Annotated in this window: 14 protein-coding genes; 8 read left to right on the top strand and 6 right to left on the bottom strand. The window is 65.8% G+C overall.

All coding sequences use genetic code 11. The features are described from left to right. Nucleotides 1–2 precede the first annotated feature (2 nt). The 6 genes from IB243_RS02355 to IB243_RS02330 form a co-directional block, all read right to left on the bottom strand. Nucleotides 3–1,160 (bottom strand): cellulase family glycosylhydrolase, encoded by a 1,158-nt coding sequence (locus IB243_RS02355; protein ID WP_192424717.1) that lies wholly within the window; start codon nt 1,158–1,160, stop codon nt 3–5. Continuing rightward, the gene (locus tag IB243_RS02350) at nt 1,157–3,679 is read right to left on the bottom strand and encodes a serine/threonine-protein kinase (RefSeq protein WP_192424716.1); all 2,523 of its coding nucleotides are present in this window, start codon (nt 3,677–3,679) and stop codon (nt 1,157–1,159) included. Before IB243_RS02350 ends, IB243_RS02355 begins: the two co-directional genes overlap by 4 nt. A gap of 50 nt (nt 3,680–3,729) precedes the next feature. Beyond that, the gene (locus tag IB243_RS02345) at nt 3,730–4,359 is read right to left on the bottom strand and encodes a sigma-70 family RNA polymerase sigma factor (protein WP_225584668.1); all 630 of its coding nucleotides are present in this window, start codon (nt 4,357–4,359) and stop codon (nt 3,730–3,732) included. Nucleotides 4,360–4,886: 527 nt separating this feature from the next. After that, a complete protein-coding gene (locus IB243_RS02340; protein ID WP_057224118.1) occupies nt 4,887–5,642 on the bottom strand; it encodes a GntR family transcriptional regulator in 756 nt (251 codons plus the stop codon). Nucleotide 5,643: 1 nt separating this feature from the next. Next, nucleotides 5,644–7,425 carry a glycerol-3-phosphate dehydrogenase/oxidase gene (locus IB243_RS02335; protein ID WP_192424714.1) on the bottom strand — a complete coding sequence of 594 codons (1,782 nt, stop codon included), beginning with the start codon at nt 7,423–7,425 and terminating at the stop codon, nt 5,644–5,646. Further along, on the bottom strand, nt 7,422–8,975 hold the full coding sequence (locus IB243_RS02330; RefSeq protein ID WP_192424712.1) for an FGGY family carbohydrate kinase: 1,554 nt from the start codon (nt 8,973–8,975) through the stop codon (nt 7,422–7,424). Before IB243_RS02330 ends, IB243_RS02335 begins: the two co-directional genes overlap by 4 nt. A 179-nt stretch (nt 8,976–9,154) precedes the next feature. On the opposite strand from IB243_RS02330, the gene IB243_RS02325 reads away from it, so the two are divergent. The 8 genes from IB243_RS02325 (at nt 9,155) to IB243_RS02290 (ending at nt 21,383) form a co-directional block, all read left to right on the top strand. Further along, nucleotides 9,155–10,204, top strand: a complete 1,050-nt coding sequence (locus IB243_RS02325) for a substrate-binding domain-containing protein (RefSeq protein WP_057224113.1) — start codon at nt 9,155–9,157, stop codon at nt 10,202–10,204. An 11-nt stretch (nt 10,205–10,215) separates the two neighbouring features. Then, nucleotides 10,216–11,733 carry a sugar ABC transporter ATP-binding protein gene (locus IB243_RS02320; RefSeq protein WP_192424710.1) on the top strand — a complete coding sequence of 506 codons (1,518 nt, stop codon included), beginning with the start codon at nt 10,216–10,218 and terminating at the stop codon, nt 11,731–11,733. Then, nucleotides 11,730–12,764: an ABC transporter permease gene (locus tag IB243_RS02315; protein ID WP_192424708.1), complete on the top strand. Its 1,035-nt coding sequence runs from the start codon at nt 11,730–11,732 to the stop codon at nt 12,762–12,764. Before IB243_RS02320 ends, IB243_RS02315 begins: the two co-directional genes overlap by 4 nt. Next, a complete protein-coding gene (locus IB243_RS02310; RefSeq protein WP_192424706.1) occupies nt 12,761–13,765 on the top strand; it encodes an aldo/keto reductase in 1,005 nt (334 codons plus the stop codon). The genes IB243_RS02315 and IB243_RS02310 overlap by 4 nt, the downstream gene beginning before the upstream one ends. Nucleotides 13,766–13,821: 56 nt before the next feature. Beyond that, complete coding sequence (locus IB243_RS02305; RefSeq protein WP_192424704.1) at nt 13,822–14,670, top strand: class I fructose-bisphosphate aldolase; 849 nt, start codon at nt 13,822–13,824, stop codon at nt 14,668–14,670. Nucleotides 14,671–14,676: 6 nt separating this feature from the next. Beyond that, nucleotides 14,677–15,858 carry an ABC transporter substrate-binding protein gene (locus IB243_RS02300; protein ID WP_192424702.1) on the top strand — a complete coding sequence of 394 codons (1,182 nt, stop codon included), beginning with the start codon at nt 14,677–14,679 and terminating at the stop codon, nt 15,856–15,858. 277 nt (nt 15,859–16,135) lie between these two features. Further along, nucleotides 16,136–20,815, top strand: a complete 4,680-nt coding sequence (locus IB243_RS02295; RefSeq protein WP_192424700.1) for a LamG-like jellyroll fold domain-containing protein — start codon at nt 16,136–16,138, stop codon at nt 20,813–20,815. A 274-nt stretch (nt 20,816–21,089) separates the two neighbouring features. Beyond that, the gene (locus IB243_RS02290; RefSeq protein WP_057224105.1) at nt 21,090–21,383 is read left to right on the top strand and encodes a hypothetical protein; all 294 of its coding nucleotides are present in this window, start codon (nt 21,090–21,092) and stop codon (nt 21,381–21,383) included. Nucleotides 21,384–21,397: the final 14 nt, after the last annotated feature.

Raw genomic sequence — 21,397 nt, 5'->3', positions numbered from 1 at the left:
GTTCAAGGCCCCAGCAGCGCATCCAGCAGGGAGCGATGCCATTGGCGCTTCACCACGTCGTAGATACCCGAGTCCAGGGGTGGATCCTGCACATTGAAGTTGGCTGCAAAATCTGCATGCGACCAGGACATGCCACGGGCTTCCGCCGCGTCGCGCATCTGGCGAAGATAGCGGGCCCGCGAGTCCATGGGCGCCGTACTGGCCGCACCGAAAGACCCAAGCCAGACGGGATAGCGGTGCACGTCGGACCATGCTTTGGCGCGATCCAGGTTGCGCGCCAGCTCCAGGCGCTGCCGCTCGTTGCAGCACGGGGTTCCCAGCCATTCCTCGGAACCTGCAAACCAGGGAGAGCCCTGGCTTGTGAACGTCTGCGGTTCGCGGTTGTGGATCGTGACCATCAGGTGGGCATCACGGGGCAATGACAGGTACGGCAGATTCGCAGCATCGTTACGCATGGGTGCGATGACAATGATCCGGCTGGGATTGCTTTGCCGGATCACGGCCACGGTCACTGCAGCCAGGCGGTTCCACTCCTGCGCATCTCCCTGCGGTGCGTTGTACAACTCGAACAGCAAGCGGTCGGAGCGATGGGCATGGCGCTGTGCCAGCTGCCTCCAGATATTGACGAAGCGTGTGCGGACAACGGCCGCAGCCACGGGGGTTTCCCCTTCGTGCAAGGCCCAGCCGTTGAGCTGGCTGTAGAAGCTCATGTTCATCACGACCCGCAAATCGTGGGCCAGCAAGGCTTCCACCACACGGTCAATGCGCCGGGCAAACGCCTCGTCGAGAACAGCTTGCGGCCCTGCAGAAGCATGGTTGCTCCAGCGCACGGAGAGGCGCACGCTGCGAAAGCCGGCTTTGGCGAGCGTCTCGATCCACTGCTCGTCCATGCGCAGTCCCCAGTCGCCCTCGCGCGGGGCCGCAAAGACAGCCAGGTTGACACCGCGTGACAATGCCGCCGCAGCGGCCCAGGCCTTGCGGGACCCCCCGCGCTCCACCCCCAGCGGCGGGAAGACAGGGGATGATCCAATGGACGCACGATCCGCCTGAGCACTTGCCAGTGACGCCGTCGCGCACAAGAGCAGCAAGGAGCACAGCAGCGCCTGGAAAGCCCCCCGCAGTACGGAGTGCGGCTTGTCCAGCATACGCACAGGTTTCACGCGCTCGGGCATGTGTGAAGCACTTGTTGCATCTCAAGGACACGTGTGGCATCAGGCAGCAGTGGATCCCCCGTCCAGCGTGGCAGCATGGGTTGGAGCCGCTCAAGGCTCCGCCGAAAATGATTGCATGCCAGCGACCAATCGGGTGGGATGGGGTCGGCAAGCGCATTGGCGGACGCTGGGGTCCGCTCCATCAGCGCCTTGCCCAAGGCATAACGAGCGGAAGCATGCCGAAGCTGCCCCCTGCGATCGCCGGAAAGGCCCGGCTCCAGAGCGTCCATGGCCAAGACCGCTGGGGCCAAGGCCTGCACCGCCCGGTCGGCCGACCCAGCAGCCAACAGGAGTTCTCCAAGCGACTGAGAGGCCTCTGCCCAATGCAACTGCAACAGGCGTTGGTCTGGAGCACCTTTCAACAGGGTGTGCAGTAAGTCCCGTGCACGCTGGCCGCTTACCAAGGCATCAGCACTCCTCCCGGCCCGCCAAAGTGCTTCGCCCAGGTGGCGATGTACCAGCGCCAGGTCCAGCTGCAGGTGAACACTGCGCGGTTGTGCCTGCAGGAGGATTTCCAGCAGCCCGCGTCCTTTTCCGAAAGCACTTGCCGCCTGCTCCACACTGCGTATGGCTGGCAGATCGGCGTGCAAGAAACGCTGGCCACGCCGCACGTGGTTGTCCGCCAGCGCCTGGGCCACCATCCCATCTGAAGGACGCTCCTCATGCATCAACTCCAGCAGGTCCCGAGAAGATTGAAGGGCATCCTCCATCGCTGGCCCCTCTTCTTTCAGGCTGAGGGTGTGAGCCATATCCAACTGCGTGCTGGCCAATAACCAGCGCCCCTCCCAGGAGCCAGGATCTTCCTGGCTGACCTCCCGCGCCTCGACCAAGGCCTGGCCAGCCAGCACCCGTGCTTCCAGCGGCCGGCCCTCCTGTGCCAACAGGCGCGCCCATGCGCCGCGGGCTGCGGCTCTGGAATGGCGAGCCTGGCGCAGCGCTTTCCCAGTCAAACCCAGGTGCACGGCGCGATCCACCGCCGCAACCGCTGCACCATAACTTCGCATCGCACCAACACGGTCATCCAGATGCACGCCCTGCGGTCCGCCCTGCACCCGCGCAATGCGCAGATGGGAACGCCCCAACTCGGCATGCAATGCAGCGTCGGCACCAGTGGCCTTCGCTGCCAGCCCACTCACTTGGTCCAGGGCCATCCGGACCAGCGCCTGCTGCCCTTGGGCAGAGCCCAATGGCTCTTGCCCTGCCTCCATCCGCACCAGTACCGCTTCGAGCCCGTTGCGGGCACTGGTGAGCAACTGCATCTCCACGCTTGCCTTGCGGGTTGCCTCAGACCAGGCATGCCAACCCCACCACAGCCCCCCAAGTCCCATCAGAACGGCTGCCACCCATGCCCCTGCCCACATCCGGGGGTTGCGATGGGTAAAGCTGGCCGTACGCCCAAGCCTCTGTCGCTGTGCCCCCGCCAGCAGGCTTTCCATATAGCGACGCAAATCCTCGGAGAGCACTTGCGCGCTCGCATGGCGTTGCGCAGGTTCTTTGCTCAGCGCCTTCATTACCATCACATCCAGACTCCCTTTGAGCGCTCGGCGAACGGCACCGGCGGTGGCCAGGCTGGGACGAAGGGGCGGGGTCTCGCAGATCGCCTTGCGCACCTCCAGATCGTCGGCGCAGTCATCCAGCCGATAAGGAGTCCGCCCCGTCAGCAACTGGTACAGGAGTACACCGAGCGAATACACATCACTGGCAGGCGTGATTTTCTGGCCTCGCACTTGCTCAGGGCTGGCACATGCCAGGGTCATGACCCGTACCGTGGTGGCCGTGCCTGCCACAAGTGGATCGCCCAGGTTTTTGGCGATACCGAAATCGACCAGCTTGACATCCCCTTGATCGGTGACCAGCACGTTGTCCGGCTTCAAATCCCGATGGACGACACCTTGTCCATGCGCATAGTGCACGGCATGGCACAGAGTCCTGAACAGTTCGATTCTCTGGACCAGCGTCAATTCGTGATGCCTGCAATAGACATCAATCGGCACCCCCTGAACCAACTCCATCACCAGGTACGGCACGCCGTCGGCAACACCGCCGTCCAGCAGTCGTGCCAGATGGGGGTGTTCGAGCCTGGCCAGTATCTGGCGCTCTGCCAGAAAGCGCGATGCCAAGGCCCCGTCCACCAGCCCGTCTCGCATCAGCTTGACGGCTACATCCGGGCTCGGGTAGCCGTCCAGATGCTCTGCGCGATACACCTGCCCCATCCCTCCGCGGGCAATCAGTTCGACGAGACGGTACCGGCCTACCTCGCGCCCCAACCAACCGACCCCGAACCGGGCAGCCACTGCCTCCGCCAGGAACACGCCGGATCCGGCATCGAGAAGTCGGCTCTCCGCATGGCCTGCGGCACTCAGGGCCTGCAGCTCCAGAAGTTCTTCGGCATCACCTGCGTGCCGCTGCAAAAACGCCTGCTGTTGCTCGGCAGGCAGCTCCAGCGCGTCGGCCAGGATGACCTTCATGCGCTGCCAGCGCAATGCTTGCGCTGCAGTACCCCGCTCCGCCACACCAGTCACGGCTTCAGTTCACGCAGCAGCCAGGCGCGCGCTGTAGACCACTCCCGCTTGACCGTGGCCTCGGACACTTTCAGCGCCTCGGCGGTCTGCTCCACCGACAAACCACCAAAGAAACGCAATTCCACCACCCGGCCCTGCCGTGCATCCAGTTGCTCCAGGCGCACCAGCGCCTGGTCGAGGTGCAGCAGGCTTTGCCACTGGTCGCCCGAGGGGCAAGTCAGCATTTCATCGGGCGATTCCTCCTGCATGGAATCCAGGCTCTTGTCCGTGGCGCCGAAGCCACGCTTCATCGCATCGCGGCTCCGGGCATGGTCCACAAGAATGCGCCGCATCAACGTGGACATCCAGCCAAAAAATTGGCTGCGCGAGGACCACGCATTGCCGCGTTGCTCGCCCAGTCGCATGAAGGCCTCGTGCACCAGTGCGGTCCTCTGCAGCACATGGTCGTCGCGTTCTCCCCGCATGTGAAACTGGGCGATGCGTTTCAGGTCTGCGTAGACCAGCGGGACCAGCTTCTCCAACGCCTGGTCCTTCCCTTCGGACCAGGCATTCAGTAGCTGCGTAATAGGAGGATGGGACAAGGCAATCGTTGGCATGGCGAACCCGGATTTGTTCGGCGCGATCATAGGGGTGTTTTCAGCCCTCTTTTCTCGATCACGATTTGATGCCTTCAAAGCCGCAGCCTGCCGGGGCGGCCCTCAACAAGCCTAGGGCCTGCGCCACAGATTGAGCGCGAACTTGCCCAGAAAAACACCGACTGCAAGGACAAGAAAGCCTGGAAAGAAGATTCCACCTCCATCGGCCTCCACACCTGCAGCCTTGTAGCCAGGCATGCCAGCGGAACCAGGAGCGTACTCAGGCCCCCAGTAGAGCCCAGCGGCTGCGGCGAGCAGCCAAAGGGCAGCGCCAAGACATGCCAGAGCTATTGCACCCATAACCAAGGCCATCATTCGCATGGGATGACTTCTCTCGCAGCAGGAAGGGAGACGCCGCCAGAGCGACACGGCCGTCTTTGCACCGTAGCGTCCGACAGCAGCCGCGCCGGTTTCATGGGCTGCGGGTGATACACAGCGCGATGGAGCACTGAAATTTTCGGATCATGGAATTTCGGCCACAGCCATGGGATGCTAAAAAATGAACTCCGCACAGTCTCCTATGTTGTTGTCTGCACATGCAGGCGGCTCGACTTGCAGCGGTGCAAGGCGTTGTAATACTCCAGGCGCCGGCCGTTGGCGCCATAGGCGATGGACTCTATGCGCAGCAGCGGTTCGGGGTCCTCGAGCTGCAGCAGCCCGCAAGTCTCGGCGTCGGGCAGCACGGCGTCGATCCAGCGCTCGGCGCGCACCAGGCGCACGCCGTACTGGCGGCGCAGCACGTCGTACAGTGAGCGGTCGTCTAGGCGCATGCGGTGCAGGCCGGGCGCGAGGTCCGCGGGCACCACGGTTTCCACCAGCAGGCGCAGTTCACCGTCGACGCTGCGCAGCCGCTTGAGCGCGACCACCTGGGTGTCGTCCGTGAGCCCCAGCGCGCTGATCTCCTGTGGTGTGGGGTCACGCAGCTGTTGCACGAGGACCTGGGTGCGTACCGAGCGGCCCTTGCGCTCCATTTCGTCGGAGAAGCCGAGCACGGTGGAGACGAAATCCTCGTCGCGCTCGCGCGCCGCAACAAACGCGCCGCGGCCCTTGATCTTGTAGATCAGGTTGTTGCGCACCAGGTCGGCCAGCGCCTCGCGTACCACGATGCGCGAGATGCCGAACTGCTCGCCCAGCTCCGCTTCGGAGGGCAGCTTGGCCCCAATGGCCAGTTCGCCCTGCAGTATCTGCAGGCGCAGGGCATCGCGGAACTGCGCCCACAGGGGCGATTCGGAGTTGCGGTCGAGCAGGGGCTGGAGTTCGGTCGGTGAATTCACGTCAGGTCGGGCTCAGGGCCGGGTGCTTGGTCAATGATGCATGGAAAGCCAGCGCTGCATCGGAATCGGGGACTGCGGGGGCCAGGCGCACGCCATGGCGCTCGCGCAGTGCGGTGGTGCAATTGTGCAGTTCCTGCTGTTCGCGCTCCGCATCCCAACCCAGCGCCTGTGCGGCGATGCCCGCCATTTCGGCCAGTGCCGCGTCCGTGACGAGGCCGCGAATGGCCTGCAGCGTGCGCCGGATCACCAGGTCGTCGAGGTGGATTACGCCGGTTTCGGTGCACAGCCAGGCCACCTCCGCCGCCGAGTAGTCGGGTGCATGCTGCAGCGGCACGTCGCCGGCCACCTTGAAATGCTGGGCCATGCGCAAGGCCTGGGTGCCGTAGCGGCGCAGCAGTGCCTGGGCGCGGACACGGCCCAGGCCGGAATCCTGGGCGATACGGTCGATGAAGCGCTCCGTTGCTTCCGCACCCTGCGGCATGTCCGTTCCACCGCCAATGGGCAGCTGCCGGGTCGAAGCCGTGCGCCCGCGCCCCAGCAGGCGCAGCACCTCGTCGGTTGCCTCCTCGGCCAGCGCGCGAAAGGTGGTCCACTTGCCCCCCACCAGACCCACGACCGGGATATCGCGCAATGGCGAGGGAGGGTCGATCACCACCGAATGGTCGCGCGAGATCTGTCCCGGCTTGTCGGCGTCCGAGCGCGCCAGCGGCCGCACGCCCACATAGGTGTAGACCACGTCGCGGCGGCCGAAGGCCAGGTTGGGAAACACCTCGCCCAGCACCTCGAGCAGGTAGTCCACCTCGGCCGGTTCGGTGGTGATCTGGTCCGGGTCGTCCACGGGGATGTCGGTGGAACCGACCAGCACACGGCCGAGGAACGGGTAGACGATGCACACGCGCCCGTCGAGCGCTTCGAAGTACGCCATGCGCCCACAAAGCGCGTCGCGCAGCGCCGGGTGGTCGAGCACCAGGTGCGAGCCCTTGGTGCCCATCACGCGCGGCACGGCGCCGCCGAGCAGCGCGGTGCTGCGGTCCAGCCACGCACCGCTGGCATTCACTACGCTGTCAGCGGTGACTTGCACGACCTCGCCCGTGATCTCATCGCGCAGCGTGATGGTTTTGCCCGCACAGCCCGTCACGCGGCAGTGGTTGGTGGCGGCCGAACGCGGCTCGTCGCGGCAGGCGTCGCGCATCAGCTCCAGCACCAACCATTCGGGGTGGCTGATCCAGGCGTCGAAGAAGGTGGCCGTCCAGCGCACCGCCGCGCGAAACAGCAGGCGGTCCGCCGGCTGCACGCGGCCGATGCGGTGGTTGGGCATCACACGCTGGCGCCGGCCCAGCAGGTCGTACAGGCGCAGACCCGTGGCCACCGCCAGCAAGCCGCGCGTGCGCTGGGGCGGTGTGCGGCCCAAAAACTTGAGTGCGCTGCTCATCAACCCGCCAAAAAAGCTCGATAGCGGCACCACGGTCATTAAAGGCTGTACCAGATGCGGCGCGTTGCGCAGCAGCAGGTTGCGCTCGCGCGTGGCCTCGGCCACCAATGAGAAGCTGCCGCTCTCCAGATAGCGCAGGCCGCCGTGGATCATGCGCGAAGGCGCGCTGCTGGCACCGGCGCTGAAGTCGCCCTTGTCGACGATGAGGCAGTCCACGCCCTGCAAAGAAAGATCTCGGAACACGCCCACGCCGTTGACGCCGGCGCCGACGATCACGGTCGAGAAATGCCGGCCCGCCACGGCGGCCGGGCGCACGAAGGGCGATGGGGAGAAGCTGCTGGCGCTGTTCATGGCAACACCTCCACGCTGGGCGAGGGTGCCGCCGCGCGCTGCGGTGGTGTTTGCTGTGGCTGCGGCAACGGCGGCGGGGCTGCGCTGCCCGCCCGGTGGCCAAACACGGGCGCCATGGTGTCGATCAATTCGTTGAAGGCAGCGTTGTAGTCCGCATGGGCCCGCGCCTGGCGGGCATCGGGTTCGACCGTGTCGCAGGGCGCGCGCAAAGGCTCCGTATCCATACCGCGCGACATCGCTGCGTAGATCGCCGCGCCGCGCGCACCGGTCTCATCGTCGGCGCAACGCTCCACCGGCCGCCCGAGCAGGCCGGCCAGCAGGCGTACCAGGCGCGTGTCGCTGGCGCCACCACCCAGGATGGTGGACTCCGACACCGCAAGCCCCGCCGCCGCCAGGCGCGCCGTGTGGCGCACATGCAGCGCCGCCGTGGCATCGACCACCGCGCGGGCCATGTCGCCGCGCGTGTGGTGGCTCTTGAGGCCGACAAACCCCGCGGTGACACCGCCACCGCCGTTCACGAAAGGCAAAAATCGCAGTCCGCCCGCGCCCAGCGGCACCGACATCGCCAGGTCGACCACCGCCCGCGCATCCGGCAGCCCCAGCACACCGGCCAGCCAGGCGATGTTGGCCATCGACGAGGGGCTGTTCTCCATGTACAGGCGCCGGTTGGTGGGGCCGAAGTTGACGGTGCCAGCCACGCGGGGCTGTGGCTCCATCACCGGGCCGATGACAGCGTTGACGCACCAGGTACCCAGCACCGACACCGTGCGGCCGCGTTCTTCGGCGCAGATGGCGGTCATCGAGGCCAGCAGGTCGATCGCGCCCATGGCCACGGGGATGCCCGCGGGCAGGCCGTGCGCCGCGGCCGCGAGGGGTTGTACCGTACCGATGGGCTTGCCGCTTTGCACCAGCGGCCCAAAAGCCTGCGATGACAAGCCAGCAATGCCCGAGGCGGCAAACGCCGTCGATGACCAGGTACCCGTTGCCAGCGAAAGCAGCCCTGCCGTGCTCGCATCGCTGGCATCGGTGGCGATCTCGCCCGTGAGCAGAAAGCCCACGTAGTCCTTCGCGAACATCAGGCGCTGCACGGCGCCGCTGCGCACCGCATCGCTGCCGAGCAGCTCGGCCGCAATCACGGTGGGCTGGCCCGGCCAGGGCTGGCAACCGACATCGGCCAGCAGCCGCTCGCCATGGCTGCGCGCCAGCGACTGCGCCCGCGCGTCGGCCCGCTGGTCAGTGGAGGCTACGGCCCGGCCGCCCACCAGTTCCTGGTCAGTCCCCAGCGCGTACAGCCCCGCGCCGTGCCCGGTGCAGCCGATGGCGCGGACATCGCCCACGCGGTTGCCCAGCTGGTGCGACACGTCGCGCAGCACGGTGGCCAGGGCCGAGCGGATCACGGGGGCGGGCACCTCGCACCCGCCCCCAGGCAGGCGGTTGTGCAGCAGGGGCATGCGGGACAGGGCCACGGTGCGGCCGGTCGCGGCCTCCAGGGCCAGGGCTTTGAGGCTGCTCGACCCCAGGTCGATGCCGATGAGTATGTTGGTCTTCATGTCATAACAGCTTCTGCCGGATCAGGCGGTAGTTCCAGTAGTGTTTCCCCTAACTAGCTGGTGAATCGATCCATGATTACATTCTACCTGTCATAACAACTGTCGTGACACCAAGAACCCGACGCTGCTGTCAATGAGCAGCATCGCAAGCTGTGCACTCAACAAAGAGGAGACAAAACATGAGGCGTAATTTCTTGAAGTCCGCGGCCGCTGCCGGTATCGGTCTGGCCGGTACCACCGCATTCGCGCAGCAGCAGGCAGCCGCCGCACCCGCAGCGGGGGCCGGCCTGCGCGGCAACGCGAGCGACGTCTACGTGATGAACGTGATGGTCTCGGGTGTGGAGTACTGGTTTCCGGTCTACGAAATGATGAAGCAGCTCGGCCGCACGCTGGGCGTAAAGACCCGCTACACCGGCACGCCTGAGTACGACGTGAACAAGCAGCTGGCGTCGTTTGAGCAAGAACTGGCCCGCAAGCCCGCCGGCATCCTGCTGCACCCCATGAACCCCGACCCGTTCATCGAGCCCATCAACCGCGCAGCGGCCATGGGCATCCCGGTGGTCACGTTCGCGGCCGATTCGCCCAACTCCAAGCGCACGTCTTTCATCACGTCGGACAACGACCGCGAGGGTGCGCAGGCCGCCGACGCCATTGCGGCATCGATGGGTGGCAAGGGCGAATTCGCCGTGCTGGAGAACCCCGGCCAGGACAACCACGACCGCCGCATCGCCGCATTTGTCAACCGCATGAAGACCAAGCACCCCGGCATGAAGCTGGTGGGCCGCGCCGCCAGCAACCAGGACCCCAACAAGGCCTACCAAGCCGTGCAGAGCTTGGTGCAAGCCAACCCCAACCTGGGGGCCTTGTTCATGCCCGAGGCCAATTCGGCACTGGGTGCGGCGCAAGCCAAGGTGGAGTCCAAGAAAAACATCAAGGTGATGTGCTGCGACGTGAACGCCAAGATCCTGGACATGATCAAGTCCGGCGACGTGTTCGGTGCCATCAACCCCAACCAGGGCATGCAGGGCTACATGGGGATGATGATGTTGTTCCTGGCCAAGAACCCCGGCCTCATCGACCCGATGAACGATGCCAAGCGCAACGGCGCCAACCCCATGGCCGTGCCCTTCCTGGACAACGGCCTGGCCGTGGTCAGCAAGGCCAACGCCGACGACTTCTATTGGGACAAGTACCTCACCCGCCGCGGTACCAAGGGCATCAACGAGTGAGCAACAACGCCATGGGCTCTTCATTGCTCGAGTTGCGCGGCATCAGCAAGCGCTTCGGCGCTGCGCATGCGCTCTCGGGCGTGGATTTTTCGCTGCACAGGGGCGAGATCCATGCACTGTGCGGCGAGAACGGCGCGGGCAAGTCCACGCTGATGAACATCATCGATGGCATCCACCAGCCGGACGCGGGCGAGATCGTGCTCGAAGGCCAGGTGGTGACCATCGATGGTCCGGCCCAGGCCATGCGCCTGGGTATCGGCCTGGTGCACCAGGAGATCGCCCTGTGCGGCGACGCCACCGTGGCCGAAAACATCTTCATGCCGGAGATCAACGCCGGCAAACAGGCGTGGATGGACTACGGCAGCCTCAATGCACGGGCCGCAAAGGTGCTGGCGCGCCTGGGCCAGGACATCGACCCCGCTGCCCGGGTGAGCGATCTCTCCATCTCCAGCCAGCAGCTGATCGAGATCGCCAAGGCACTCACGCTCGACTGCAAGGTGCTGATCCTCGACGAGCCAACGGCCGCGCTCACCGACAACGAGTCGGCAGCGCTGTTCCGCGTGCTGCACGACCTCAAGGACCAGGGCATCGGCATCATCTACATCAGCCATCGCATGGCCGAAATTTTTGCGCACTGCACCCGCGTAACCGTGCTGCGCGACGGACGCAATGTGCATTCGGGCCCGCTGGCCGAGCTGAACGCGGACGACCTGGTGCGCCGCATGGTCGGCCGCGACCTGGGCAGCTATTACCCACCCAAGCAGCAGGATGCCGACCGCGGCGAGCATGTGCTCGAAGTGGCCGACCTGGCTGACGGAGAGCGGGTGCACGGCGTGTCTTTCACCCTGCAGCGCGGGGAGATTCTGGGCATCGCCGGGCTCATGGGCGCCGGGCGCAGCGAACTGGCGCAGACCCTGTGTGGCCTGCGCCCTGCCACGGCCGGCAGCGTGCGCCTGCGCGGCAAGCCACTCACCGTCCGCAAATACAGCGATGCGCTGCGCGCCGGCATCGCCTACCTCAGCGAGGACCGCAAGGCGGCAGGCGTGTACCTGGACCTGCCCATCGCCCAGAACATCGCGGCGATGGCGCTGGCGCGCGTGAGCTCGCGATTCGGCCTGCTGCAGCGCGCGGCCGAGCACCGGCTGGCGCAGGAGCTGGGCACGCGCCTCAAGCTCAAGTCCGACGGTGTGCAGATCGAGGTGGCCAGCCTGTCGGGCGGCAACCAGCAGAAGGTGGCCATTGCCAAGCTGCTGGCCACCAACCCGGCGGTGCTGCTGATGGACGAACCCACGCGCGGCGTGGACGTGGGCGCCAAGTCAGAGATCCACCACATCCTGCGCGACCTGGCCTGCCAGGGCGTGGGCGTGGTGGTGATCTCCTCGGAGCTGCCCGAGATCATCGGACTGTGCGACCGGGCCCTGGTGATCCGTGACGGCCGCATCGCGGGCGAGGTGCAAGGCAAAGACATGACCGAAGAGGCCCTGCTGCGGCTGGCCTCTGGACTGGAACGACAAGAGGAGATGGCATGAATCACCCCGCACAACTTGACGCCGGCATCGTGGCCGGCCTGCAGCCCCCGCGCGAGGCCCCGGGAGGGCCCGGGAAACCCGGCGGCACCAAGCTCACCAGCATGCGCGAGATGGGCCTTCTGGTCATCATCGTCGCGCTGTGCGTGGGCATGAGCTTCGCGTCGCCGTATTTCCTCACGTGGGACAACATCCGCGCCATGCTGCTGTCGTTCTCCATCGAGGGCATCGTGGTGGTGGGCATGACCATCTTGCTGATCGTTGGCGGCATCGACCTGTCGGTCGGCTCCGTGGTGTGTTTTTCCATGGTGGTCACAGGCAAGCTTTTCCTGATGGGGTTCGACCCGTGGACGGCCGGGCTCATCGCGATTGCCGCCAGCGCGCTCATCGGCGCCATGATTGGCGGCTGCGTAGTGCGCATTGGGCTCAACCACTTCATCGCCTCGCTGGCCTTCATGGTCATCGTGCGCGGCCTGTGCCTTGCGCTCACGCAGGGCACGCCCCAATCGCTGTTCTCGCTGCCCGCCGAGTTCAAGTTCATCGGCCAGGGCACTTTGTTTGGCATTCCGGCGGTGATCCTGATCTTCCTCACCATCGTGGTGGTCAGCGACTTCGTGCTGCGCCGCGCGAGCCTGCTGCGCCGCGTGTTCTACACCGGCAGCAACGAGAAGGCGGCGCTGTACTCCGGCATCCGCGTAGGCCATGTGAAGTTCTGGGTCACGGTGCTGTGCGCAGCCTCGGCCGGCCTGGCCGGCGTGATCTACACCGCGCGCTTCGGCGCAGCCACGCCCACCTTTGGCGTGGGCATGGAACTCAACGTGATTGCGGCGGCCGTGATCGGCGGCGCCAGCTTGAAGGGCGGCTCGGGCACGGTGCTGGGCGCCGTGCTCGGTCTGGCCCTGCTCTCGGTGGTGACCAGCTCGCTGATCTTGCTCGACGTATCGCCGTATTGGCAGGACGTGATCAAGGGCCTGATCCTGCTGGCCGCCGTAACCATCGACCACCTCATGAACACCCGAAAGACTAAGCGATGAATGCCGTGCTGAACGCAGAGATGAAGACCACCACCCTCGGGCCCTCGGGCATTGAATGCTCGGCCATTGGCCTCGGAACCTGGGCCATGGGCGGATGGATGTGGGGCGGGCAGGACAGCGCTGCTGCCACCGAGGCCATTGCCGCTTCGCTCGACGCCGGTGTGACGCTGATCGACACTGCGCCCGCCTATGGCCTGGGCGCTTCCGAGAACATCGTCGGCGCCGCGCTGAAGGGCCGCCGCCACGAAGCCGTGATCGCCACCAAGTGTGGGCTGGTGTGGCACACCCAAAAGGGCACGCACTTCTTTGATGAAGACGGCCACCCGGTGTACCGCTACCTCGGCCGCGAGTCGATTTTTCATGAGGCCGAGGAGAGCCTGAAGCGCCTGCAGACCGACTACATCGACCTGTACATCACGCACTGGCAGGATGCGACCACTCCGGTCGAGGAGACCATGGACGCGCTGCTCACCCTCAAGAAGCAGGGAAAGATCCGCGCCATCGGCGTGAGCAACGTGAGCGCCGAGACGCTGTCGGAATACCTGCGCTATGGCCCGGTGGACGCGGCGCAGGAGCGCTACAGCCTGATCGACCGCGAGATCGAGCACACGCTAACGCCCCTGTGCAGCCAACACAACGTGGCGATGCTCGGTTATTCCTCCTTGGCGCTGGGCCTGCTGGCCGGCCCCATCGACCCGGCGCGTGTGTTCACCGGCGACGACCAGCGCGCCACCAACCCGCGTTTCAGCACGGCCAACCGGGCCAAGCTCAAGGCATTCTTTGAGGAGCTTGAACCCGTGCGCAACCAGATCGGCTGCTCGTTCGGCCAACTGATGATTGCCTGGACGGTGGCCAGCGGCAATGTGTCGGTGGCGCTGTGCGGTGCCCGCATACGCCAGCAAGCCGTGGAGAACGCGGCGGCCGGCGCCATCGACATCCCGCGCGAGGCCGTGCAGCGCATCGACGATGCCGCAGCCCGCCACCTGCGTGCGCTGGGCTGATATCGCCCGCTTCTCTTTCCCCGTCTCTCTTTCCAATTTCACAAGGACCTCTTCGTATGCCGAAGGACAAGACCGCGCGCCTGAACCGTTTGCTCACCAACGGGCGTTGCCTGGATATCGCGCTCGACCACGGCGTCTGCAACGAACCCTCGTTCCTCAATGGCCTGGAGGACATGCCCCAGGTGATGGATAAGCTCGTGGCCGCCGGGCCCGATGCGATCCAGCTCAACTACGGCCAGGCCGACCTGCTGCAGGACCGCCCGGGCCGCGACAAGCCCGCGCTGGTGATGCGCATCGACATGGGCAACCCCTACAACGCCACCGCCCACCGCGTGATGTGGGCCGTGCTGCAGAACGAGCACGACCCTGTCCTGCCCGCCGTGCAGCGCGACGCCGCCTGTGTGGTGGTCAACCTGTTCATGCTGCCCAACGAGCCCGACCTGTTTCGCCAGTGCGTCGCCAACATCGCCCGCGTTCGCGCCGACTGCGACCGCTACGGCATGCCGCTGATGATCGAGCCGCTGGTCATGCGCCCGCACAGCGACCAGGGCGGCTACATGGTCGATGGCGACGCCGAGAAGATCGTCACCCTGGTGCGCCTGGCGCGTGAAATGGGCGCCGACATCGTGAAGGCCGACCCCACTACGGACCCCACGGACTTCCACCGCGTGGTGCAAGCCGCGCGCTGCCCGGTGCTGGTGCGTGGCGGCGGCCGCGAGGACCTGCAGCAGGTGTTTGCGCGCTCGCGGGTGCTCATGGACCAGGGCGCCTCGGGCATGGTTTATGGACGCAACGTGTACCAGCACGCCAACCCCTCGGCGGTGGTGAATGCGCTGATGTCCATGATCCACCGCGGCGCCAGCGCTGCCGAGGCATGGCGCCTGTACGAATCCACGCCGGCCTGACCCTCCATGAAAACGCCCTGGATCCTCGCAGCAGCGCTGTTTTCGGCGAGCGCACTGGCACAGGGTACGCCGGTGCGTATCGGGGTAATCGGCCCCTTCACCGGCGGCTCGGCCGATGTCGGCACCACCATGCTCAACGGCATCCGCATGGCTGTGGACGAGATCAATGCAGTGGGCGGCTACCTGGGGCGCCCGCTGGAACTGGACATCAAGGACGACTTCGCAGACCCCGAAAAGGGGTTGACGGCCGCCAAAGAGCTGGTGGCCCAGAAGGTGGTGGCCACCATCGGCGTGTGCGACAACGGCGTGGGCATGAAGGTGGTGGACGTCTTCCAGCAAGCGAAGGTGCCGCTCGTGATCCCCTGTGCCACGGGCACGCCGCTCACCGCCAAGGTTCCGCCGGCGCAGAGTTTCATCTTCCGCACCTCCGCTCGCGATGCGATCCAGGCGTCGTTCATCGTCGACGACATTCTCAAGCGCGGCTGGGGTCGGGTGGCTGTGTTTGCCGACACCACGGACTACGGCAGTGCCGGTTTGCACGACGTCACTCAAGCCCTGGCGCAACAGGGCGTCAAACCCGTATACGTAGCGCGCGTCGCAGCCAGCGCAAAGGAAGTGACGGCGCAGCTGGCCGAGGCCAGGGCAGCCCACGCCAACGTCATCCTGAGCTACGCCGCAGGCCCTGAGGCCGCCACCATTGCCAACGGCCGCAAGACCCTGGGCTGGAAAGTTCCTCAGGTGGGTGCCTGGCCCCTCTCGTTTCCGAACTACATTGACGGCGCCTACGGCGGCGCGGAGGGCTCGCTCATGGCGCAGACCTTTATTGCCGAGCCGAGCAACGAGCGCCGCGCCGCCTTCCTCAGCACCTATGCCCGCAAGTTCAGCATGTCGCGCATCCGCGTGCCCGTGGCAGCGGCCCAGGCGTACGACGCGACTTACCTGCTGACCTACGCCTTGCTCGGCATCCACAACGGAGACCTGAGTGGCCCGGCAGTCAAGCACGCGCTGGAGACGATTCCCCGCGTCTTCTACGGAGTGGTTGCCACGTACGAAAAGCCCTTTTCGCCAGAGGACAAGGAGGCCATCAGCCAGAACATGCTGGTAGTCGGGCTGGTGCGCAATTCCGTCGTCACCTTCGCCTATCCCGAGGATGCGCGCCGCAACCTGTTCGTGCAAAGAAAGAAGTAAGTCCCCCAGCGCGCCCGGCCGTCTGGTCCTGGGCGCCCCTGGCGACCGGTGCCGTAACAGGCACACCGTGGGCCTGTCCCGCCACCGCAATGGGTAAGAAGAAAACAAGAAGAGAGGGAGCGAGGGAGAAGAAAGAAAAAGAGCCCTGCGGCCGGTGGCACATGCGCCATCGGCCGGGAGCGCCTGCGCGGGTTCGCGTGCGCTCGAGCTACAGCGGCCTGTCGGAAAGACCGAGAAAAAAGGTCCGGTGAGGACCCACCCTAACCAGGAGACAACGATGAAGATCCGGTACTACTTGCTGGCACTGTTGCTGCCGTTCGCCACCTTGATGACCCACGCGGCGATCACGGGCGTGAGCCCGATGACCACCTTGAACACGATGGTGACCACGGTCACGCGGGCCGGCGAGGCGACGCTGGCGCTGCAAGGCCCGGGCCTGGGCAACCTCACCTACACCTCGGCCGAGCTCTTCAAGCCGGTCTCCATGATCACCCGCGCCTCGGGCGATGTGCCGGCCACCTACCCGGGCCGCAAGGACTACGGGTTGAACGTGGGCATCATGCTCAACGGCTACTTCCTCACGTCCTTTGCGCCGGACAGCGGGCTGGGCCCTGGGGGCTTTCTGCTGTACGACGTGTCCAACCCGCGCGCCATCGTGCTGGTAAAAAAGATCTACGAGCCCGAGGGGCGCACCAAGGAGTTCCGCGAGGCACACTCCTTCGGCACCGCGAAGATCGGCGGCAAGCAATACGTGGTGGTGCCCAGCATCAAGGGCGTCGAGTTCTGGGACTTCACCGACATCAACAACATCCAGCAGGTCAAGAAGCTGGCGCTACCCACCGTGAACGGTGGCGACTACGCCAACGTGGCCTGGCAGCTGTGGTGGCAGGCGCCGTATCTGTATGTGGCCTCTGCCAACGACGGGGTATACATCGTGGACGCCAGCGACCCGGTCAACGCCGTGATCGCGAACCGCGGCGCCGGCAAGCCCAACCCCGTGCCCACGGGCGAACTGGGCGGTTTTCGTGTGGGGCCCATCTTCACCATGGGCAACCACATGGTGCTGACCTCGATGGACAACACCGATGGCTTTGCCAGCCTGGATATTTCCGACCCGCTCAACCCCAAGGTGCTCGACACCGTGGGCTCCAACCCCAACTACTACGCCACCTGTTTTGATGGCAAAAACCTGCACGCATCAGCACGCGGCAATGGCGCCAAGATGTACAGCTATGACCTGTCCGACCGTACACAGTTCGTGGTGGAAGACAACCGGCTCGTGATCGACGAGCAGCTGTACTGCGGCACGCAGGACCACTACGTGTTCCAGGGCGCGCAGTTCAAGGTGCACAAGGTGGACGTGAGCAACCCGCTCAACCACGTCGAGGTAGGCCAGGGCAGCCTGTTCGCCACCAACCATCCTGACTACTCACACTCCGACCACGGCCAGGTCGCGCCCATGGGCAACCTGCTGTTCATCGGCAACGACCACGGTTCGGGCAGCGGTTTCGTCGTGCACCAGACGGCGCGCGACACCACGCCACCCGCCGTCAAGCAGACATCGCCCACGAACGGCGCCAAGCAACAGGCACTGACCTCGCGCATCGGTGTGGGCCTCACCGACAGCATCCTGCCCGAGAGCGTGACCGCCAGCACCTTCATCGTGCGGCCGGTCAACGGCAACACGCTGGCCGGCACCTACAGCGTGCAGCTGGGCATCATCAATTTCCACCCTGCACAGCCCCTGGCAGCTGGCACCAGCTACGAAATTCTGCTGACGGCCGGAGGAGTGAAGGACTATGCGGGCAACGGCATCGCTACAGAGTACAGGGCTGTTTTCCACACCGGCAACGCCACCGACATCAGCCTGAGCAACCACTGGCCGCTGACCAGCGCGCTGACCGATGAGATCGGTGCGAACAACGGTACGGCCTCGGCGGCCGACCGCTTCGAGGGCCTGGGCCTGAACTTCGCGCAGCGCACAGGCGGCGTCGCGCTCAAGAACGACAGCGTGGCCACTGCCCTGGGCGGCACGGCATCGGTCGCGTTCTACATGAAGACCACCCAGGCAGGCTCGGTGAGCCCCTGGACCGCGCCAGGCATTTTTGGGCGCGACCAGGCCAACGGCGCCGACGACGTGTTCTGGGGCTGGCTCGACAACACCGGGCGCGTGAACCTGTCGGTGGGCAACGTCGCGGCCAACAACCCCGGCACACGTTCCACCGCCCCGGTCAACGATGGCGCCTGGCACCATGTGGTGATGACACGCGACGCCGCGTCGGGCGCGCAGACGGTGTACATCGACGGCACCAAGACCAGCTCGACCGGGCTCACCGGGACCAAAGGCCTGTCCAACAAGTTCACGCTGCTCGGGCAGATACAGGGCAATGCCGACTTCTTCCGCGGCAGCCTGGCCGACGTGCGGGTCTATGGCCGCGTGCTCAGCGATGCCGACGTGGCGCAACTGCGCTCGCAGGCCATCATTGGCGACGTTGCCGTAAGCGGTTCCCCGCAGCTGGTCAATGGGCAGCTGAGCTTCGACCCGACCCGCCTGGGCGGCGGCACGGGCCTCACCTACCGGTGGAATTTTGGCAACGGCACGCAGACCAACTTCTCAGCCCAGGCCAATGCGAGCTACGCCTACAACCGCCCGGGCCACTACACCGTGACCCTGACGGTGCGCGACGCGGCGGGCCGGGAGACCTTCTACACCTACAACGTGACCGTGGTCTTCCCGGTAACGGCCACGGCACCAACGCACTCGAGCAACATCGTGGGCGACGCCAACAGCGTGTATGCGGTGAACCCAGACAGCGGCACGGTGGCCGCCATCGATGCGGTGTCGCTGGCCAAGCGCTGGGAAACGCGTGTGGGCGACGAACCCAAAACCCTGGCGCGCGCGCCGGATGGCCGCATCTGGGTCGCGGTGCAGGGAGAGGACAAGCTGGTGGCGCTGAACCCCGCGGACGGCAGCATTTCGACCACGATCACGCTGGCCTACGGCAGCGGACCGTACGGCGTGGCCTTTACGCCCAATGGCGCCAAGGGGCTGCTGACGCTGGAGAGCAAGTCCACGCTCATTGCCTTCGACCCCGCCAACGGCAACACCACGGGCACGCTCGCGCTGGAAGGCGATCTGCGCGGCGTTGCCGTGGCGGCTGATTCGCAGACGGCGTACATCACACGCTTCAAGTCCAGGATGACGGGCGGGCAACTGCACAAGGTGGGCCTGAGCAGCATGGCGCTGGTGTCCACCATCGTTCTACCAGTGGACACCACCACGGTCGACACCGAGAACAGCTCGCGCGGCGTGGCCAACTACCTGAGCCAGGTGGTGATCTCGCCCGACGGCGGCCGCGCGGTGCTGCCGGGCAAGAAGGACAACATCGTGCGCGGGCGCTTTCGCGACGGCAACGACCTGCCACACGACCAGACCGTGCGCTCCATCCTGTCGCAGGTGGACCTGTCGCAGGGCACGCATTTGCTGGCCGAGCAGATCGACTTCGACGACCGGGCACCGGCGCGTGCGGCCCTGTATTCCCCGGTGGGCGACTACCTGTTTGTCGCGCAGATGGAGGGCAACAACATCGCCATCGTCGATGCCTACACCCGCGCCGTGCGCGGCGAGATCAATGCCAGCAGCGCGCCGCACGGACTGTACCTGGATGCCTCGCGCAAGCGGCTGTTCGTGAATAACTTCCTCGCGCGCTCGGTCACCGTGCACGACGTGGCCGATGTGCTGGCATCGCGCAGCGCGGCGGCGGTCTTTGTGCAGAACGTGGCCACGGTGGCGCAAGAGCCCCTGGCGGCCGCGGCACTGCGCGGCAAGCAGGTGTTCTACAACGCGGCCGACCGGCGCATGAGCAAGGACAACTACATGTCGTGCGCAAGCTGCCACGCCGATGGCGGCGACGACGGCATGGTGTGGGACTTCACCCAACGTGGCGAGGGCCTGCGCCGCACCATCAGCCTGCAGGGCCGGCGCGGCCTGGGCCACGGCAAGCTGCACTGGAGTGCCAACTTCGACGAGGTGCAGGACTTCGAGAACGACATGCGCAGCGCGTTTGGGGGCACGGGCTTTTTGAGCGACGCCGACTTTGCCGCCACGTCCGACCCGCTGGGCGCGCCCAAGGCCGGGCGCAATGCGCAGCTCGACGACCTCGCGGCTTACCTTACTTCGCTGAACAAGTACATGCGCAGCCCGGCGCGTGCGGCCGACGGCAATCTCACGGTAGAGGCGGCACGCGGGCAGACCCTGTTTGGCAGTGCCAACTGCGCCAGCTGCCACGCGGGCGGCACGCTCACCGATGGGCTGCGGCATGACGTGGGCACGATCCAGCCATCGTCCGGCAAGGGCGGCAACCAGCCGCTGGCCGGCCTGGGTTTTGACACGCCCACGCTGATCGGCAGCTGGGCCGCCAAGTCCTACCTGCACAACGGCCAGAAGGCGAGCGTGCTGGAAGTGATGGCGGGGGGCCACGGCAATGCCGGCAGCCTGCCTGCTGCCGACCGGCAGGCGCTGGCCGAGTACGTGCGCTCGCTCGATACGGCGACGGACTTCACCACGCGCCTGCGCTCGGCCCACAGCACGCTGTGCGTCAACATCCGCGGCGCGTCACCCAACAGCGGTGTGGTCGCAATCCAGTGGCCTTGCGGCACGGCGGCCAACGAGACCTTTACGATGCGCACCGTGGCGGGCGGTTTTGTACAACTGGTGGCGCGGCACAGCAACCTGTGCCTGGCACAGGACAGCGCGGCGGCGAGTGGTGCTGGCGTGGTGCAACTGGCTTGCAGCACGGGCAACACGGCGCAGTGGAGCATGGTGGGGTCGACGCTGCGCAACCGCGCATCGGGGGCCTGCCTGGATGTGCCCAACAACTCGACGGCGCAGGATATTCCACTGGTCACCTGGACCTGCAACGGCGGCAACAACCAGAACTGGACCCAGTTGCCCTGACCAGGCGGCGCTGCAGCGCCGCCCCAAGGTCCGGCCTGCGAGGCCCGCAGTCGCCAAGCGACTGCGGGCTTTTTTTGTGCGCGCCAGTTCCGCACCAATATTTCCAAAACTGGAACAGTCAGTTCGCGACCAGATGGTTTTTCTCTGAACACCTCAGGCGTACAGTTCAACCCATCGATGAGCCGAACCCGCAAGGCGACTCACCGAACCCGGTTCAGAGAGGTTTTTGTCCCGGTTTTTGAGACGCTTTTTTGATCTTCCAAGGATTTTCATAATGAACACGACTGCACGCTTCCTCTCCATCGCCGCTGTTGCTGCTTTTGCATCGTTCGGCGCCCACGCCGATGAGGCCGATGGCTCGCAATTCGCCCTGAAGTTCGAGACCAACCGCACACGCGCCGAAGTCGCTGCCGAGGCCTCAGTGACGGCCCGCACGCACAGCATGGAACCCGCTGGTTCCCGCGTGGTGACTTACCAATCGACGGCAGACCGCGCCGCGGTGCGTGCCCAGGCTGCCGAAGCCCTGCGCACCGGCAAGATCTCGTCGGGCGAAGCAAGCTACCTGTAATCCGCACCGCCCCG

This window comes from Acidovorax sp. ACV01 (genome assembly GCF_014851495.1).
Lineage (GTDB): Bacteria > Pseudomonadota > Gammaproteobacteria > Burkholderiales > Burkholderiaceae_C > Acidovorax > Acidovorax radicis.
Note: the sequence above shows the minus strand (reverse complement) of the source record. Positions and strands in the feature narration are given on the sequence as shown.

Excerpts from the sequence above, each read along its gene's own strand:
- IB243_RS02350 (WP_192424716.1), bottom strand. The coding sequence starts at position 3,679 with ATGAAGGTCATCCTGGCCGACGCGCTGGAGCTGCCTGCCGAGCAACAG.
- IB243_RS02345 (WP_225584668.1), bottom strand. The coding sequence starts at position 4,359 with ATGATCGCGCCGAACAAATCCGGGTTCGCCATGCCAACGATTGCCTTG.
- IB243_RS02335 (WP_192424714.1), bottom strand. The coding sequence starts at position 7,425 with ATGAACAGCGCCAGCAGCTTCTCCCCATCGCCCTTCGTGCGCCCGGCC.
- IB243_RS02330 (WP_192424712.1), bottom strand. The coding sequence starts at position 8,975 with ATGAAGACCAACATACTCATCGGCATCGACCTGGGGTCGAGCAGCCTC.
- IB243_RS02325 (WP_057224113.1), top strand. The coding sequence starts at position 9,155 with ATGAGGCGTAATTTCTTGAAGTCCGCGGCCGCTGCCGGTATCGGTCTG.
- IB243_RS02320 (WP_192424710.1), top strand. The coding sequence starts at position 10,216 with ATGGGCTCTTCATTGCTCGAGTTGCGCGGCATCAGCAAGCGCTTCGGC.
- IB243_RS02315 (WP_192424708.1), top strand. The coding sequence starts at position 11,730 with ATGAATCACCCCGCACAACTTGACGCCGGCATCGTGGCCGGCCTGCAG.
- IB243_RS02310 (WP_192424706.1), top strand. The coding sequence starts at position 12,761 with ATGAATGCCGTGCTGAACGCAGAGATGAAGACCACCACCCTCGGGCCC.
- IB243_RS02305 (WP_192424704.1), top strand. The coding sequence starts at position 13,822 with ATGCCGAAGGACAAGACCGCGCGCCTGAACCGTTTGCTCACCAACGGG.
- IB243_RS02300 (WP_192424702.1), top strand. The coding sequence starts at position 14,677 with ATGAAAACGCCCTGGATCCTCGCAGCAGCGCTGTTTTCGGCGAGCGCA.
- IB243_RS02295 (WP_192424700.1), top strand. The coding sequence starts at position 16,136 with ATGAAGATCCGGTACTACTTGCTGGCACTGTTGCTGCCGTTCGCCACC.
- IB243_RS02290 (WP_057224105.1), top strand. The coding sequence starts at position 21,090 with ATGAACACGACTGCACGCTTCCTCTCCATCGCCGCTGTTGCTGCTTTT.